Source organism: Pseudoalteromonas porphyrae (assembly GCF_001298125.1).
GTDB classification, from domain to species: Bacteria; Pseudomonadota; Gammaproteobacteria; order Enterobacterales; family Alteromonadaceae; genus Pseudoalteromonas; species Pseudoalteromonas neustonica.
The window spans coordinates 23,609-41,036 of sequence record NZ_LHPH01000008.1 but is presented as its reverse complement, the minus strand read 5'-3'; the positions used below and the strand labels follow the sequence as shown (position 1 = coordinate 41,036).

Here is a 17,428-nt window from a genome sequence, read left to right as displayed (position 1 = left end):
GAATTCGTAGTTTGGTCTACCGTAATCCATGTAGTAAGCAATGCGAAGCTAAGCTTATTTATAGTTTATTATAGAGTAAATTACATATCTTAAACGTACTTTTACTGTTTAACCTCATAATAAGAATCGAATTATAAAATAATGATATGTTGCTCTATATACCCAAGCCACCTCAATATGCAGAATTCAGCGTTTCAAAGGGGCTTAATATCAAGGCATTACTTTGCAATAATGGCCGTCCCTTTTAATAAGTAACAACGATGAGATAAAGTGCCTGTGAAACGCCCAAACGGTTGGTTAAAATAAATAACGCACTTTAAAGGTAAACTGGTCTTGATCGCGTTCTTGCCATAACGTATTTAAGTTACGTAACCATTTATGGGAGCCTACATCATCATCGAAGCTCGCACAACCTCGGTTGTATACTAAATAAATATCAGAATACGCACCTAACTTATAACGTAGCTTTATTTGACTTGTAAAGCGTTGATCAGTAAAGCTATTGTCTATACCTACTTGTTTATTTAGCTGGTTTTGTGAAATATCGTATACTGAATCTGTTTTAGCATCTAAAATAACCCATTGGAAAATAAAGCTTAATTCCAAATTATCGGTAATTAAACCGGCTGCATTCAAATAGCTAACATAAAATTTACGGTCAAACTGCGTAACTTGATCTGGGTCGGTACCAATCACTAACCCGTCACCAATTCGGTAAAATTGGTTGAATTTAACGCTCCAGTTATGATGCGGCATCCATGTCATATCAACGGCGTATTGCTGCGCTAGTCCATCAATACCTTCTTCGTCTAACTGGAAGCTGGCAGCCCAACTAAACTCCCCAGTATAAGGACTACCATAAAAGAGTCGGCTACTAAGTGTGCTGTTACTTTGATAAAGCCCTACACCACGACCAATTAAATCATCCCACCCTGATGTAAAGTACTTAAGTGATGCACTGGCCGTTGCACCATTATCTAAAATAAATGATGCTGTATAAGCTTGTAATGCAGGGAGCTTTAAACCGTTATCGGTACTTTGATAACTGGTATCAATGCTGTGTTTCACTTGGTTTATAAAACCGTCAGAGTAATTAACCGCATGATTATAATTAAGTTCAGTTACTCGCCAGTTATTACGCTGTTTATAACCTAAATCATTATTTTCAAATTGATCATCAAGGCGTAAATAGTCACCTGCAAGGCTTACATTTGGATTAAACTGGTATTTAACATTAGCGCTTAAGCCATAACCTTGTTGATCAATTTCTTGAGTACCATAATCAACTTTACCTTGTTTAATATCTGAAAATAACAGCGCACTTTGTAAAGACCACGTTTCACTTTGATATTGGCTGTCAAATGCCGCTGTTTTTGCTTCACGTGCTAACCAAGGTCGTTCTGTTTGTGTCACTAGCAGCCCTGATTGCCAGTTATCCTGGCGAAAACGTGCTCGACCCACATAAAATTCTTTGCCTGCATCTGATTCTAAATCGTCTTCATGTACCGCAAAACCTGCAAATTGCCAATGCTCACCTTGGTGGACAAAACGCCCGGCAGCATCAATCGGTGTTATCTGCTCTGTACCATCATCACTACCCGCACCAATACGTCGCGTATGAATAAGCCGCGTATTTTGCTCTGCTGTTACATTTAGCACACCAATATCTTGAGTGAAAAACGCTCGTTTATCTGTCGTTAGAGTTTCAACTGTGGAATAGTTAACTACCAACTCATCGCTATCTACTTGACCAAAATCAGGGTTAACCGCCACACTCAATTTTTGATGATGATCGGGTTTGTAAATTAAATCAAAGCCGATATCGATATTATTGTCGTCAGCAATAAAGTTTTGCTCAGACGTTATGTAAGGCACAAATGACCACTGCTGAGAAGTAGGGATCTGGGCCAGTACTTTCGGCATATTTAAATAAAAATCACTCTTACCCGTAGTCTGCTGTTGCGACCCATAGATATGGTTTTTCGCTAATTCATATAATTGTAAAGACACCCCCACGCTCGCCAAATCTTGTTCATCACGGTTTGGCCTAAATGAAACCGTTTGCCAAGGGATAAAAATTTCATTCGTCCAGTAATCAGGGTACTCATAAAAAGCTGACTGCCATACGCCATCCCAATCGAAGTCAGTGGTTAATTGCGGTGTTAATACAGCATCTTGAATGCCTCCACCTAATGTGGCCGAAAACTGATAGGCGCCACTGCCATCCCCTGAAAAATCTATCACAAAACGGTTAAAATCAGCTTGCATAAAGCCATCTTGTAGGTTGTATTGCTTTTTACGGTCGCCTTCTTTTTGAAAGTTTTTAAAACCAATATAAATGCCCTCTTCAGTGGTGAATACGAGTCCCTGTACTTTGTTTTGAGTTACTTCCAGTGTGGCGGGGACTACTTTAAAGAAGTCATGATAAGCCGTCGCGTTATGCCATTGAACCTCGTTCAACTGACCATCTATTTTTATATCTTCTGCGATCACAGACTGGCTCACCAACAAGGCGGCCGACACACTTACTAACGTTTTCATCATTGCATTTACTTTGTGTAATTATTTTCTTTATAAGAACAAAAATACGTGCATAAAAATCTGATTTTTTACTGAATAAAGATGACTAGTCCCTTATCTTTATTGACTTTTATCTGAATAGCGGTATGTTTAGGTGGATTCAAACTGGTAACAAAAAAATGCAGTCAATAGATATAAATAACAACCAAGATCCAACAGCCGAGAAAGTAACTATCTATTATTTTGATGACTTTGCTTTTGACGCACAGCACGATGAACTTAAAAATATTGCAAGCAATCTTGTACAGAAACTAGAGCCTCAAGTTGCACATTTATTGCGGTTGTTTTTAGCCAGCCCAGATCAAGTGATCTCAAAAGAGCTGATCCAACAAAGCTTATGGCCTAACACGGTGGTTGAGCAAAACAGTTTGTATCAAATATTAACTAAATTACGCCGTGTCTTAAATGATTCAACCAAGTCACCTAAGTGTATTAAAACTGTGCCTAAAAAAGGCTATCGGTTTATTGCCAATGTAAGCACTGAGCTGCCAAAACCACTTGCAGATATAATTCCAACAACTAAAAATGAAAAATCTTTAAACCAACCCCCAACTCGATGGATGTGGTTACTCCCTGTAATAATTGTGTGTTTTAGTGCCTATGCATTTTTTAATAGCGATGAACCCGAAATAAAAGTCCCACTTTATCATCTCGAAGATGTCAGTTACGCATTAGGGTTAGAGTTTGATGTAGACGCTCACCCACATGCAGATTTGCTCGCCTACATTAAAGATATAAAAACACTCACGATTAGTAATAAGCAAGGTACTGTGTTATTTCAGCAGCCAAGCACCTATCGTGCTGCAAAGCCTAGTTGGCAAAAAGAAGGAAAATTGCTGGCCTATTGGCAATACCGAGAAGATCAATGCGATTTAAAAATAATCACCCCGCAAGGTGCTATCGCACACAATGGCCCAGCCATCTCGTGTGAATTAGCACAAAAACCTGTTTGGAAAAACAGTAAAGAACTTATTTTAACCATTAAACAACACGGTACTTTAGTCCCGTATTTATATAGATTAACTAATAATGCTCTTATTCCCTTGCCTTTAAAGTTACCTCAAAACAGCATCTATAAAGGCGCTTTAAATGCATGGAATGACAAAACATATTATTTATTAAATCATAAAGACCACACTAGCAGTTTGATTGAGCTAAGCGGTCGTACTGTACTCAACTGGGATTTTCCAATTTGGCTTGCAACGTTTGATCCACAGCAACAAACAATTGTCAGTAACGATGTCAGTCAGCGTCACGGCTTAATAGCAACACGACTAGATAAAACACACTACCCAATATTTAGCACCGCGCAGGGCCTATTTAGCAGTATCTCAATTGATCATGCTGGTGATATGTATACTGCCATTGAGAGCTGGCAGGTAAATATTCGTGATAAAGACAATTTACCTATTTTTTCAACATCAAGCATTGACTACTTACCCGTAAGTAACGCTTTAGGCGAAACTGCATTTATGTCGCGACGCAGCGGTATTTGTGAAGTCTATTTACACAGTGAAAATAACGTCACGCGCTTATCGCAACATAAAGGCTATGAGTATGTGCAATTTTTAGAATGGCGACCTGATCTATCCATGCTAGTTTCAAACCGTGATATGGATATTGCTCTGTACGATCGCCAAGGTATGGTACAACAATTTACCAGCGCACTTGATCAGTCAATTAAAAATTTAGGATGGTATAACGCGGACACACTCTATGCATTTGATGGTAAAACGGTGCATTTATATAATCTGCAAGGTCGCTTACTTTCATCTATTAGTCTTGACGCACAACTTGCTTACTATAATGTTTATAATTCAAGCTGGCTCATCCTTAAAAATAATCAGTTGTTCAATTTAACTGAGCTGACTAATAACATGTTCTTTGGTAATAAATTGACTGATAAACAGCTCGCAAACAGCGTTACTTTAACCAATAAACAATTTAATCAATTTCATAATATACGTATAAAGAACAATAATTTGTATTGGCAATCATCATGGTCAAAGCGCGATCATATTTGGCAATTGAATTTAGCCACTCAACAGATAACTAAAGTGGCCAAAGGCAATTTGATTTGGCATTTTGATATAAACGCCAATGAGGAGCTCACTATTGCTAAAATGGAAGCGCTAGAGGGCGATATTAAACGCTTAACCACCGTTAATTAACTGATCTTGCAGTTAAAAGGACTTAGCGATACACCTGAAATAACTGCTTTACATTTACTTTAGCCTGTAACTTAGCGGCAATTAAATACAACCCAGCTAATTTTCGGTGTATAAAGAGCGCATCAACCGGCGGGGTATGCCACTGCTGTGCATCTGTACTCATTGCCATACCTGCATTTTTCAAACGCATTGCAAGATCACTACTGCCAAAATCATATGCCTGCTCACTTCGTAGTGGCTCACACGCTAACATAAACAAATCAAGTACGTTGTTTTTATAGCTATCAACAATGTCATCTTGAAAATAACCAATAGCCACTGCTGCACTAAAAGCACTCTGGCGATCATTATTACTGGCGGCACTTAAAAGCGCACGATACCCATCGCTGAGCTTATCAGGTACTTCTCGAGTTGCCCCAAAATCAAGTAGCACGATGCGCTCTGAGGCTATTTGATACTGAAAATTAGCGAAGTTAGGATCTGTTTGCATCAGTTTAAAATCAAACAAATCATGGAAAAATAGCGAAATCAAATCACTCGCAATATGGTCGCGTTGAGCTTGAGTCAAACTGTCTAACTCCTCAATCGGCTGTGCCTCAACATACTCCATTGCTAAAATTTTTTTTGTACTGTACTGCTCATATAAAGCAGGCACAATATAGCGTGGTTCGTTCGCTAATAACGAGCCAAAACGTTGCAAATAACTGCCTTCTAGCTGGTAATCCGCCTCAGCGAGTAGCTGCTTTTTGGCTTCTGCCACTAAGGGTTTAATATCAAGGTCTTTAGGCAGTAAACGCGATAGAGTAAGCAAGGTCATCACATTATCAACGTCACTTTGTACGCTTTGTGCAATTCCTGGGTATTGAATTTTTACAGCCAGCTTATTTCCTTGCTCAGTAACCGCATGATGAACTTGACCAATTGACGCTGCTGCAAACGGCCGTAATTCAATATGAGAAAGGGTATCAATCCAATTATCGCCCCACTGCGTTTTTAAAACGCCAATCAGCTGCTTATGCGGCATAGGGTTAGCATCGGCTCTGAGCATCGCCAATAATTTCGCTAATTCTGGGCTCAGTAAATCACCGGCATCCATTGATAATAGCTGCCCCAACTTCATTGCAGCACCACGTAAATGTGCCAGCTGTTTAGCTAAATGCTCAATGTTCTTAGGTTGAAGCAACAAGTTTTTATTATTCCATGACTCGCCTTTGAGCGCGCCCTTCGCACCGGACACCAGCATATTGCCAGCCACTTTTCCTGCCATTGAACCTAGTTTTGCAAACCGTGAAAATCGTGATGTGGGAATTGCACGCTCTTTAGTCATTATAAGTCCTAAAATTTTGAAGTCCTACGTTATTAATACACAAGCTTATGCTGTCGAAACACATTTAAAATTCCGAAAAATTAAAGCTCAACGACTTAAGATCACGTTGATGTAGAAGGTAAAACATCTTTGTTTTTACTGGATAAATAAAATACCCACACAAAAAATATCATAAAAATTAAATCATTAAGCCCATAGATACTATAAAAAACACCAGCTAGAATATCCTCTGAGTAAACGGCCTTTACGCTGTTTTCACTATGCCACAGAATCCAAATAACAACATAAATCAGCTTTTCGACAGCAAAAACAGCCGAAATCCACTTCGCGCTTGAATTACTCAAACCAATGCAAAGATACGCAAGCCCCCACATTACAATCATGAGAAGCCCAAAATTAGACATCACTACGGGATCCGCACTATTAATTGCCGTATTTGTAAAACCACGTGAAAATACCACAACACTGAAGTTCATAAGTGCTGCTAATATAAATCCCCTTTTAATTAATGTATTCTCCATATTTTCCTCTTTCGTTTAATAGCCAGTGAGTTCGGCATAGCCTTTGCCATTAAAGCCGCCAGTCGCTTTAACTCGTCCTTCCCAATATTCTATTGATAATTGGTTTCGAGAGTCCTTTGTAATGCTTTCAATAATGATGGCTTCGCTATTAGCTAATTGGACTTGCCATTTACTTGGGTAATCTCGATTACCCAAACTCACAGTATTAATCACTGTCAATGTAATATCTTGTTGAGGAATTTGAGTTACCTTGCCATTGGCCGAAATTTTACTCCCACTGCAATAATCATAACCTTGATCATCACCACGAATGCAAAACAGCATTAAGCCTTTTTTGTCACCTGATTGACTGCCAACAAGGCTAAACCAATCCCAGCCGCGCTGTTGTTTATCTAGTAAACTGGCAGACCATTCTCTGTCATACCATGCATTTCCCGTGACGCTGTAATGATTGCCCGCAAAAGTTAGCTTGCCAGTTACATTCAAAAATGGGTAACTATAATAATACGATGCATGACCACTTTGCGTTTTTTGGCTGTAACCATTATCACCATGCAAAGTAAGTGGGCTTTGCGCTAATGTCAGTTCAACAGCATAACCCTCTTGCTCAGCTGATAAAGTTAAAGGCAAAAATGTGTTCTCATTACTTTTTAACTGCCAGTTATCAATTGAAGCATTAAACGGCGAGCTTGTTACACTCGCCTGACCTACTCGAGCAAAACGTTCAAAAGCAATATGCTCTTGCTTGCTCTGCATAGCAAAATGAGCAAAATAAAGGTTATTATCCCACCACTGTGAATTAATCTTGCTTGGCATTAACGTACGAAATAATGTCCATTGCACACCAAATGTTTCATTGTTTGCTGTTTTTAAATTAGCAGTGAGATACCACCACTCAATGCCCTGCTTGTTATGAATACCGTGGTCCTGAGGAAAACTAAGGATTTCACTTGGTTTAACAGGTTCCCCTATCGACACTTGTAATGCAGAGCCCATCTCTGTTTTCTTACTTTTTTGCTGTTCAGCTGGTTGGCATGCACATAAAATACATAAAACAAATACACTGAATAGTCTATTTTTTAGCATGCCTTAGTGCTCCTGCGATTCTTGTTTTATTATTCGTCGAATAGGTAAGTAAGCACATACAACTGATACGCCTACAAGCGTTAAACAGGTCAATAATAAATGCATAAAATCAACGCTAAAATGAATCGTCCACCCAAAGGCTATCGGCATGACAAATGCCAGTAAAGCATACCCAAGAGCAAACCCTAAGGGGATCGCAAATAGAGTTGTAACAAGCACGACCCCACTAGTTTGCAGAAGTTTCATACCAAGTAACTGGTATTTTGTAACGCCCAAATGCCGTAAAATAGTAAGCTGTTTTAACTGATTAGTGCTTAAACTTAATAAGCTGGTACATAAGCTTAATAATGCAATCGCTAAAATAAAACTATTGAGTGCCTTAGTGACAACAAACGTGTCTTCAAATAATGTTTTGGCATAGCGCTTAAACTGCTTGTTGTCTAAAATCTGTGTACTATCTTGGTTAAAATCTTCAATTAAACGTTCACTAAACGCCGCAACGGTGGTGCCGACTTTTAACCGAATTGAATAGCCAAAATAGTCACTGTTTAACGCCGTACTCTTGTGTCTTTTCTCTTGCGTTAATAAAGAAATAGCAGGATTACCATAATCATAGAAAAAGCCCGTTATGCGACAGGTGAAACGTGTAGCGTTTTGCTTAAATACAACCTTATTACCCAACGAAAAACCAAACTTAATTTTACTTTGCTCATTGGCTAAACAGCCCTCATTACTAAAGTCATCCTCAGTTACGAGCTTTGCTGAGGTCAGTGAAATATGCTGATAGTGCTGAGAACCTTCACCAAAACTTGCCAACTTAGCAGGAATTTGATCAACGTTGCCCTCACTTTGCATGTAAATACTCAGCAATTTAACGCCTGACTCGCTACTCAACGTGTCCCTTAATGTGCTATCAAGTGATGTTGAACGTAAATAAATGTCTGCGCTGAGTTGTTTTTCAAGATGGGCGTTTAAAGTATTACTAAAGCTTTTTACCATAATTTGCATGCCAATAGCGCTACCGAGTGCGACTAAAATAGCAACAACTGCAATATGTAAATCTTTTAAGTAATAGCGGGTATCACAATGTAGCCACTGAGCTAATGGGTTGCGTATATGAATTGGTAAACATGCAAGAGCAGATAATACTTTGGGAACCATTAATATAAACAAAACAAGAATAGTAAAACACACGAGTAAGGCTTGTAGTTCAGTGCTCGCGTAATTTAATAACCAAATCAACACCACGCACGTACACACTAATAAAGTATAAAAAAGCCGCTCGCCTTTCACTGTTATCTGTTTTGCTTGCGCTAATAATATAACAACCAAGCCTATGATATTTAGTGAAAAACCCAAAAGCACATTAAACCACTGCCAATTAATCACTAGTGCTTTATCCAGCTGATACAAGCCAACTAAGGTGCTGTTAATATCAAGCACAAGTGCATTGGCTATAACATATCCACCCGCGGTACCAAGTAAAGCTGTAAATAAACTCAAAACCATTAGCTCGATCAGTAAGCTAATTTGAATACCTCGCGTGCTACAGCCTAATAAATGTAACTGCTGGAGTAATTTTCTTCGTGCAGATAACGTCAGCTTTATCGCGTTAAAACTTAAAAAAGCCGCCACAATATAGCCAAGCATCGCCAGGGCCGTTAAATTAAAAAAGAATGCCTGCGATAAAATATCAAACTCTTGTTGTTGCACATCTATAAGCTCAGCGCGCCCTGCAATTAACAACTGTATTTGCGCTTGTTGCTGCTGCGTTAAATTCGATAATTCAATAAAACTAAGCTGCCCTTTGGCATCTAATAAATAATCGGCGTTCGCAAGATCTGTAATTGCCCATAAACCAATATCATCGGCAAAATATATATTTGGTTGGTGGCGCTCATTTTGGAATATAAAAGGAAGACGTTCACCTGTTGTGGTCGTGAGACGATCTTTAAATTGGGAATCAACAAGTAGCGATGATAATGCAAAAGGCCCACCAGCCTGCCCGCTGCTAATCTCTGTTTGTTGATATGGTTTGCTGTTTAACCACAATAACGTATCAACACCTTGAATCCCTAATGTGCCTTCACTTGTTGCTATCCTACCTCGTAGTACTGGCTGTGCGGTTGTAATCCCTTTTTGACGAAGCTTAAGCCATATATTCCCGTTAATATATACCTTGCCTGCCAGTGGCTTAATTAGATGTGAAACAGGATTATTAATAAGTGCAGAGGAATTATCATAGCGGTTTTTTGCTTCTTGGTTTAGCCCTGCGATTGCGGTTAATAGTGCACTCCCTAAACTAAAGCCTATAAAAAACAAGGCTATTAACCATGGGTGACGACGATAAAACGCAATATGGGTGGCTAAAATAAGCTTTATTTCGTTATACAAAGCAACCATCTCTTAGTACTTTTACTTCATCAAAGTAGCTCGTTAATTCTTCAGAGTGAGTTACCATAACTAAGTTGATTTTTCTCCTGCGGCATAACTGGGTGAGTAACTTAACAACTTGATGTGAGCGTGTTTGATCTAAGTTGCCAGTGGGTTCATCGGCTAAAATTATTTGCGGTTTGTTAAGCAGCGCTCTTGCAATGCCGACTCGTTGTTGCTCTCCACCAGATAGCTGGTGCACTAAAGAGTCAAGTTTACCATCTAAACCTAACTCATTAACTAAAGTATCAAACCCTTCAACATCTTGATGTGGAAAATTAAGTTTATGCTGAAATAAAATATTTTGCTTCACATTTAAGCACTCAAGAAGTTGATAATGCTGAAATATTAAGCCGATTTTTCGCCTATACAAGGTCAGCTCGTGCTCGTTCATCGATGATAGAAGATGCCCATTAACACTAACGACCCCGCTGTGCGCCTTAATTAAACCCGCTAAGATATGTAATAAGGTTGTTTTACCCGAGCCACTATCCCCAAGTAACGCCAGCTGTTGCGAATTATCAATCGATAAATTAAGGTTATTTATAATACGCTGCTTGTTACTACCATCAGTGCGACTAAAGCACAGATCTTTAATTTCAATCACGATAACTCCTTGTTTATAAATAGCACATTAACGTAATGAGGCTCATAAAACCACCAAAAACCTCAACCTTAATAATCCCTCTTTTTAAACGTTAACCTCAATACGTTATACCAAAAGGTTTAACTCAAGTCCGCTTTGCCTTTTGAAAAGGGCTTTATTAGCAAGTAATCAACACCTGTTCAGACCAGTTAACTAAGTTAATGAAACCATTCATGTTACGTAAATATAATAGGCATTTCACTGTAAAAACAACCTAGTTAAAACGGCGTATTTTTAAATTAATAACTAGCAATAGTGGAGGGTTTACTGCTATAAATACCATACTTTAATTGCATCAATATACACACATACAATCATAAAGGATTTGGTTTGACGCAGTATTTACTTATACCTAATTAAAATTAGGCAACTTGTTGGACAATACATGATTCTTAATAACCGTTCTAAAAGTGCATATAGCTTACACACACCATTTACTTTTAATCTATTAAGCAAATTTGTATTACTACTGGTATGCTGCATGAGCCTTCCAAGTAAAGCGACAACGTTAATGTCTGGCGAGTTGTCTCGGCATTTAAAAGCAACTAACTATGGCGCTAAAGCGGATAACCGCTGGGCAATGCCCGATGCAAAAGAACAAGAAATATTTTATGCTGTTTTCAAGTCATTTTTTGCACAAAATTATCCACTTGCAAGTGAGTTAGCAAAAGACATCGGCTATCGGGTTATAGAGTTTAAAGATACGAAAACCGATAAAAAATATTACTTACTACAAGAAATAGCACAGCTACCTAGCCCTGACTTCAAAGGCGGCGGTACTTTTGTGTACAATCCAGATGGGCTCAATGCCACCTTGCAGGCACCTCATCCTAAAAGAGATACATTTACTGGCACTCAATCAATCGATGCATTTTTATACACTCAAGCAAAGTTATTAATGCTTGCTGGCACCCGAAGAGACAGCAGCCACACATTAAGTACTTGTACAAATGGTAAATACCAAGCAAGCGATGTGGCGCATCAAACAGATTCTTTCTTTAATATTGCGCACAAGTACATATCTGATTACGATGACAGTTCAGTATTTATTCAATATCACGGCTTTGGTAAAACCACGCTAGCCAAGTTGCAAAATCAATGTAATACCGATAATCCACTGATGCTTAATTTGAGCGAAAGTGTCAGATACGCGACCGCTGAGAATGAACATAGCCTGCTACATGAGCTAAAAAGAAACGTTGAAAAAGAGGGTAAAATTAAAGCCTGTGTTTACGGTAATGATACAAAAAGCTTAGGTGGTACGTGGAATGTACAGGCACGTTATACTAACGGTTCAAGTAATACTTGCTCTTCAAGCTCTGTCGCATCTTCAAAGCGTTTTATTCACCTTGAACAAAGTTACTCTGTCAGAAAGTACCACAGGGATGAAATGCAAATTCATTTAAAAGCAGCGCTTGAAGCCTATTTAAAATAACAGCAAATCAAACGCTCATTGTTTAAATTAAAACAATGAGCAATCACAGGCTGAGCTAGGCAAATCACACCCTTTTTTTGGTATGCAGCTCGATGTACCGAGTGTTGGATCGCAGCAATCAACGCTGCATTTATCTTTATCGTTTTTTTTAGGTTTATCGTTTTTCTTAGATTTATTTGCTTCATTTTCATGCAGTTGTTGATAAGCACCTTTACAGTCGGTGAATCGCATTTTGACCAAACGGTAACCACAAAACACGCCATGCTCTTCAATAATGTGTTTAACCGCTTCAGAACATGATACTCCTTGATGAAGAGCGGCATGCGCACACCGAAACCCTTTATAAGGAGAAATTCTTTTTTGATAAAAGCGGATCAATAATAATGCGAAGTATTTCATTTACTGTCCTATAAAAATAATAGCGATTAAAAGCCTGCTAAACGTCCCTTAAAATACAACCTAACACAATAGCCCACACAACTCACTGACATCAATGACGACCACTTAACCCTACTCAAATACTCCCAAGGTGAGTGCTTGTTGAGGTATATATATTAATCACTGACTATTTTAGTTATCGTTTCAACATTAACTTGTTGATTTAAGTCACCTCTAATAACTACTGTTGCAGATATTTTATCTTGAATGGCTTGCCTGTTTGGATCCCAAAAAATTTGTAAAAAGCCCAAAAGCCCAGTTGCAAAACCAGCTCCATATCCGCCATAACGGCCAAATGAATCCCATAAACTTAGGTAGTCTCCATTAAGTGCGACAACTCGAATATTACATAGCTTTTTACCGGGGGTTTGCCCTCTCCATAACAAGGAAAATAACGTAAAATAAACAGCCGCCCACCCAAAACCTAATCCTAAATCTTCAATTATTCCTTTACCCCATTGCAAAATGCTTGTTGATGACTGAGTTTTTTGCGAAGTCAGTACAGGCGGTGTTTTAATTTCTTTATCGAGCTCTTTAGCAGGTCTTTCAACCATAGCCCATAATACAACTCGCGTAATAACAGTGTACTCTTGCTCTGCGATTTCTTGTAATTTAGGAACATCTGCTATTAATTGCTCAAGTGCGCTTTGTTGACACAAAAAATCACAATTTTTTTCATTTTCGGTCTGCTCTAAATAATTCAAAACTTGTTGTTTTTCACCTGACTTTAAAACTATGTCTTGATCTTTATTCACCTTATTAACAACTCTATCTCCTTCAACGTAGTCAATCCCCTCAGAGAGCAATACCAATGAACAAGTAAACAATGCGCTTGCTGCGAGTATCTTTAATACTCTGCGCCAAAATGAAGACATATTCGGTAGATATTTACCTGCAGTTCCTTTATAAAAAGCCATTGCAGCAACAAATGCAATTAATGCAGCGCTGAGTTTAGCCGCTAAGAATATAAGCGCCACATCAATAATTATTGCCACAGCTCTACGCGTAGGGCTTGCCAAAGGTAAACCCAGCAATGCCTGATCAATTTTAAACGCAAACGGTGTTACGATCTCCCTCGTTTCGGTACTTGATAATTCTAATTCAACTATTTCTTTTGCTTTCATAAGCTGTCGCCTTTTATTATTTTTATTACAGCTAAAGCGCCGCACATTAATGCACTTCACATTTATAATAATTTTACCACGTTCAATTAGTAAAAAGAGACTTGTTTATTTACATCTCGAAGTGCAATCTAACAACATCCTTTAATTTAACTGCGTTGAGCTTAAAAACAAAAAACTCAATTTATTACACACAGCTTAAAAAGTGATCGTCCTTAAACTTATCAGCCTAAGGACAATATCCCGCTAAATACTTTTCATCGCATTCTCATATATTTTTAGCACAACACTCCTTGGGAGTATTCGGTTGAGGAATACATAGAATTTATTTTCAAATAATGGAATTTCCCTGATTTTACCTTTAAATAATGCCTTTAATCCCAGCTTCGCTACTTTATTTGCGCTAATTCGATGCTTAGCGCTAAATGTGCCTTTATTATTTTTTGAAGTGTCTGCGCCATCAAAAACAAAAAAGTTAGTATCAGTCCTCCCTGGAGATAAACACGTAACAGTGACATTATCAGCACGTACTTCCAGCGCTATTGCTTCACTAAAACTGGCTACATACGCTTTTGTTGCACAATACGCTGCCATATAAGCCTGTGGCTGATAAGCTCCCGTGGACGCAACATTGAGTATATGTCCACGGCCATGTTGCGTCATATGTTCGGCAAAATAGTGTGTAAGGGTTGTTAACGCAGATATATTTACAGCTATCATGGCGTTAATATCACTCACTTTAAGCGCTAAGTGTTTACCATATAAGCCAAAGCCTGCATTATTAATCGCTATATCAATGACAAGTTTTTGTTTTTCTAGCTCCTCAAGCATTGCTTTTATATCATTGTCATTAGCAAGATCAGCAACAAGTGTTAAGCGTACACTCGGTAATATGCGCGCTATTGACGTTAATTTATCTGCACTTCTGCCATGTAAAATAAGACTATATCCCAGAGCTGATAGTTCTTTAGCGAAAGCCAAACCGATTCCTGAGGTGGCACCACTTACAAAAGCTATTTTCATATTCATTCACCTTTTTTGATTAAGGTGAAATTCTAAAGTCTCCTCTATAGGGGAGAGTCAACGGCTTTTTAAGAGTCCTCTAATAAACATTGGTTATAACGGGCTACGCGAGCTTCCAAGTCAGTCAAACCAACCAGTTTTAACTCAATTTCTTGGATATGCTTAATATGGATCTCTCGTTTTTTATCGATTTCATTTCGTAAAAGATCAATAGGAATAAGCCCATGCTGTGCTTTTTCTGTGGCGAGCGCCGTTAACTCTTTTAAAGTAAAGCCGTAGGTTTTAGCCAACTTAATCATCGTTAATATTTCAATGTAGCTATCATCATAAACACGGTATTTACCGCTTCTTTGTGGGCGTTTTATGAGTGCTATTTCTTCATAAAAACGAATTGTTTTAACGCTAACACCTGATTTTTCTGATAATTTCCCTATAAACATATTATGTTCTCAATTTTACGTGTGGTGGTATTGTATTTTTCTTTCTATATAAACCAATGCGTTAAGGCCTAATCACTTTTCAGTATTAATATTTTTCAATCCACAAAGGTAAAAACACCCTAGGCAATTAATTTAGCTTTGCTATAGCGGTCACAACAGCATCTTCAATAGAGTGCAATTTAAATGGTTTTGAGATAAACATATCCATACCTGCTTCTTTACAAGCGACTTTATCTGTTGACGACGTATTTGCTGTCAAAGCCACAATTAAGGTACTTTCGTGGTTACAAATATTGTCAGCGCGCAAAATTTTAGTGGCTTCTAAACCATCAAGCTGTGGCATCACACAATCCATAAAAATAAGATCATATTTCCTTTGCTTGCATTTTAAAATTGCATCTTCCCCGTCCACCGCAAAATCAGCCTTAATAGCTAATTTTTCTAAAGATGCATCGAGTACAAACCTGTTTATTTGGTTATCATCAACAACCAAGACGGATAGATTGGTAGCGTCTATATCAACATTCAAACGTTGATTACTCTCAATTTGGGCTTCTCCGACAGCAAGTGGAATATCAATAATAAACGTAGTGCCATTATTAAATTCGCTATTTACACTGATAGTCCCATTCATGTAATCAATGAGTTCTTTAACAATAGCTAATCCTAATCCCGTACCGCCTTTACTTCTTTTTGCATCAACTTCTTGAGTAAAAGGTGAAAATAACGAATCCAGAAAAGGTTTTGTCATCCCTCTACCAGTATCACTTATCTCTATATGCAATGCATACTTGTCATCTAGGTCGCTAACATCAGCACTAAATTTCACTTCGCCTTTTTCAGTAAATTTTAAAGAATTACTTAATAAGTTTGAAACAATTTGGCTTAGTCTCGCATTGTCACAATAAGCCCAGCAATCATCAGGAATTGTTATGCATGTTTGAAAATTGACTTTATTATCTTTAAATAAAGGAATGTACAACGACCCAAGATCTACAAATATCGTTTTTAATAAAAAATGGTTTGGTTCAAGCTTCAGCTCTCCATGATTTATTTTTGAAAAATCAAGAACCTCATTAATTATACTGAGTAATATATCGGCGCTTCTCAGTGCTACTTTGAGCTTTTCAACTCTTTTCTCTTCACGATGCTCATCTAAAAGCGTTGTAAGCATGCCTGTAATGCCATTAAGTGGCGTTCTCAATTCGTGGCTTATTTTTGCAAGTAGCATACTTCTGTCTTCTAACATTCGCTCAGCTTCGGCTTTTTTATTCTTTAGCTCTTCGCGAAGCATGACTGATTCGGTAATATCTTGTAAGGTGCCGAACAACCTTATACAACAACCATTTGTAAATTCAGCCTCTCCAAATGTTGAAACCCATATCTCCTTATTATTTGCTGTAGTTAGTTCTAGCTCCAGATGCCATTTATCACCATTTTCAATTGCGGACTCCACAGCTTGGCTAATGCTTTCACGGCTGTTACCCACTTTAAAAAACGCTATCGCGGAGTCTAACTCTGGTACATATAAATCAGGCACCTCATGAATACGGCGAGTTTGTTCACTCCAGATAATTTTGTCTTTAACTAAATCAACTTCCCAAGAACCAATATTTGCCACATTCTCTAGTTTCAACAGTGTGTTATTGTTTTTTAATAACTGTTCATTGGCTATCTTTCGTGCAAATTCGCAGCCAAGCCATTGCGCAAATAACTCAACATAGTCATGCGCTTCTTGAGTAAAAGGCATTGAAGCATTAGGAGAAGAAAAGTTGACAGTACCAAATACTTTAGCGCCAACTTTAATTGGCGCACCAATATACGATTCAAGTTGAAAGTTTAAATAACAGGGATGATTTGCAATGCTGCTTGTTGAAGCTTTGTGGAAGGTAAGCGCCGCATCAGCTGTTAATGTATGTACGCAATAAGTGCCATCTAGATCAAAAACAGTCTCTGGTGTTAAAGAGTCATCGGGTGTGATCACATACAGCACTTTATACGTGCTATTCTCAATTTCACTAATAATCGCAATATCTAAGTTAAAAACATCTAACCCAAATATAAGTAACTTATGTATTTTTTCATCAAAGTTTTTACTCTGATCAGATACGATATCATGGAAACGTCTAAGAAAATTCAATCGAAAATTCCTTATTTTTAATTTTCTTCAAGGTTACTCACACACCAATATGTATTGACTATTAAAA

General features: G+C 38.0%; 13 protein-coding genes. 2 read left to right on the top strand and 11 right to left on the bottom strand.

The window, feature by feature from the left end:
- Positions 1-297: 297 nt before the first annotated feature.
- Entirely contained in the window at positions 298-2,544 is a 2,247-nt protein-coding gene (locus ADS77_RS08960; protein ID WP_235575744.1) for a DUF5916 domain-containing protein, read from the bottom strand.
- Between the two features lie 155 nt (positions 2,545-2,699).
- Between ADS77_RS08960 and ADS77_RS08955 the strand changes: the two genes are divergently transcribed.
- Entirely contained in the window at positions 2,700-4,751 is a 2,052-nt protein-coding gene (locus ADS77_RS08955; protein ID WP_054453970.1) for a transcriptional regulator, read from the top strand.
- A 22-nt stretch (positions 4,752-4,773) separates the two neighbouring features.
- Here ADS77_RS08955 and ADS77_RS08950 read toward each other — a convergent pair whose 3' ends face one another.
- From ADS77_RS08950 to ADS77_RS08930, 5 genes are all read right to left on the bottom strand, one after another.
- Entirely contained in the window at positions 4,774-6,078 is a 1,305-nt protein-coding gene (locus ADS77_RS08950) for an ABC1 kinase family protein (protein WP_054453968.1), read from the bottom strand.
- Between the two features lie 101 nt (positions 6,079-6,179).
- Positions 6,180-6,599 (bottom strand): hypothetical protein, encoded by a 420-nt coding sequence (locus ADS77_RS08945; protein WP_054453966.1) that lies wholly within the window; start codon positions 6,597-6,599, stop codon positions 6,180-6,182.
- 15 nt (positions 6,600-6,614) lie between these two features.
- Entirely contained in the window at positions 6,615-7,685 is a 1,071-nt protein-coding gene (locus ADS77_RS08940) for a lipocalin-like domain-containing protein (RefSeq protein ID WP_054453963.1), read from the bottom strand.
- A 3-nt stretch (positions 7,686-7,688) separates the two neighbouring features.
- A complete protein-coding gene (locus ADS77_RS08935; RefSeq protein WP_054453962.1) occupies positions 7,689-10,088 on the bottom strand; it encodes an FtsX-like permease family protein in 2,400 nt (799 codons plus the stop codon).
- Positions 10,072-10,725, bottom strand: coding sequence for an ABC transporter ATP-binding protein (locus ADS77_RS08930; protein ID WP_054453960.1), 654 nt, complete (start codon positions 10,723-10,725; stop codon positions 10,072-10,074). The genes ADS77_RS08935 and ADS77_RS08930 overlap by 17 nt, the downstream gene beginning before the upstream one ends.
- Before the next feature lie 520 nt (positions 10,726-11,245).
- Here ADS77_RS08930 and ADS77_RS08925 point away from each other — a divergent pair.
- On the top strand, positions 11,246-12,199 hold the full coding sequence (locus ADS77_RS08925) for a hypothetical protein (RefSeq protein WP_152960599.1): 954 nt from the start codon (positions 11,246-11,248) through the stop codon (positions 12,197-12,199).
- Positions 12,200-12,226: 27 nt separating this feature from the next.
- Here the strand turns inward: ADS77_RS08925 and yidD are convergent, their stop codons facing one another.
- From yidD to ADS77_RS08900, 5 genes are all read right to left on the bottom strand, one after another.
- Positions 12,227-12,598 carry a membrane protein insertion efficiency factor YidD gene (gene yidD, locus ADS77_RS08920; RefSeq protein ID WP_054205047.1) on the bottom strand — a complete coding sequence of 124 codons (372 nt, stop codon included), beginning with the start codon at positions 12,596-12,598 and terminating at the stop codon, positions 12,227-12,229.
- A gap of 155 nt (positions 12,599-12,753) precedes the next feature.
- Positions 12,754-13,761: an RDD family protein gene (locus ADS77_RS08915; protein ID WP_054205048.1), complete on the bottom strand. Its 1,008-nt coding sequence runs from the start codon at positions 13,759-13,761 to the stop codon at positions 12,754-12,756.
- A 243-nt stretch (positions 13,762-14,004) separates the two neighbouring features.
- Positions 14,005-14,781, bottom strand: coding sequence for an SDR family NAD(P)-dependent oxidoreductase (locus tag ADS77_RS08910; RefSeq protein WP_054453959.1), 777 nt, complete (start codon positions 14,779-14,781; stop codon positions 14,005-14,007).
- A gap of 68 nt (positions 14,782-14,849) precedes the next feature.
- The gene (locus ADS77_RS08905) at positions 14,850-15,221 is read right to left on the bottom strand and encodes a MerR family transcriptional regulator (protein ID WP_054205050.1); all 372 of its coding nucleotides are present in this window, start codon (positions 15,219-15,221) and stop codon (positions 14,850-14,852) included.
- Between the two features lie 127 nt (positions 15,222-15,348).
- On the bottom strand, positions 15,349-17,361 hold the full coding sequence (locus ADS77_RS08900; RefSeq protein WP_054453957.1) for an ATP-binding protein: 2,013 nt from the start codon (positions 17,359-17,361) through the stop codon (positions 15,349-15,351).
- Positions 17,362-17,428 lie beyond the last annotated feature (67 nt).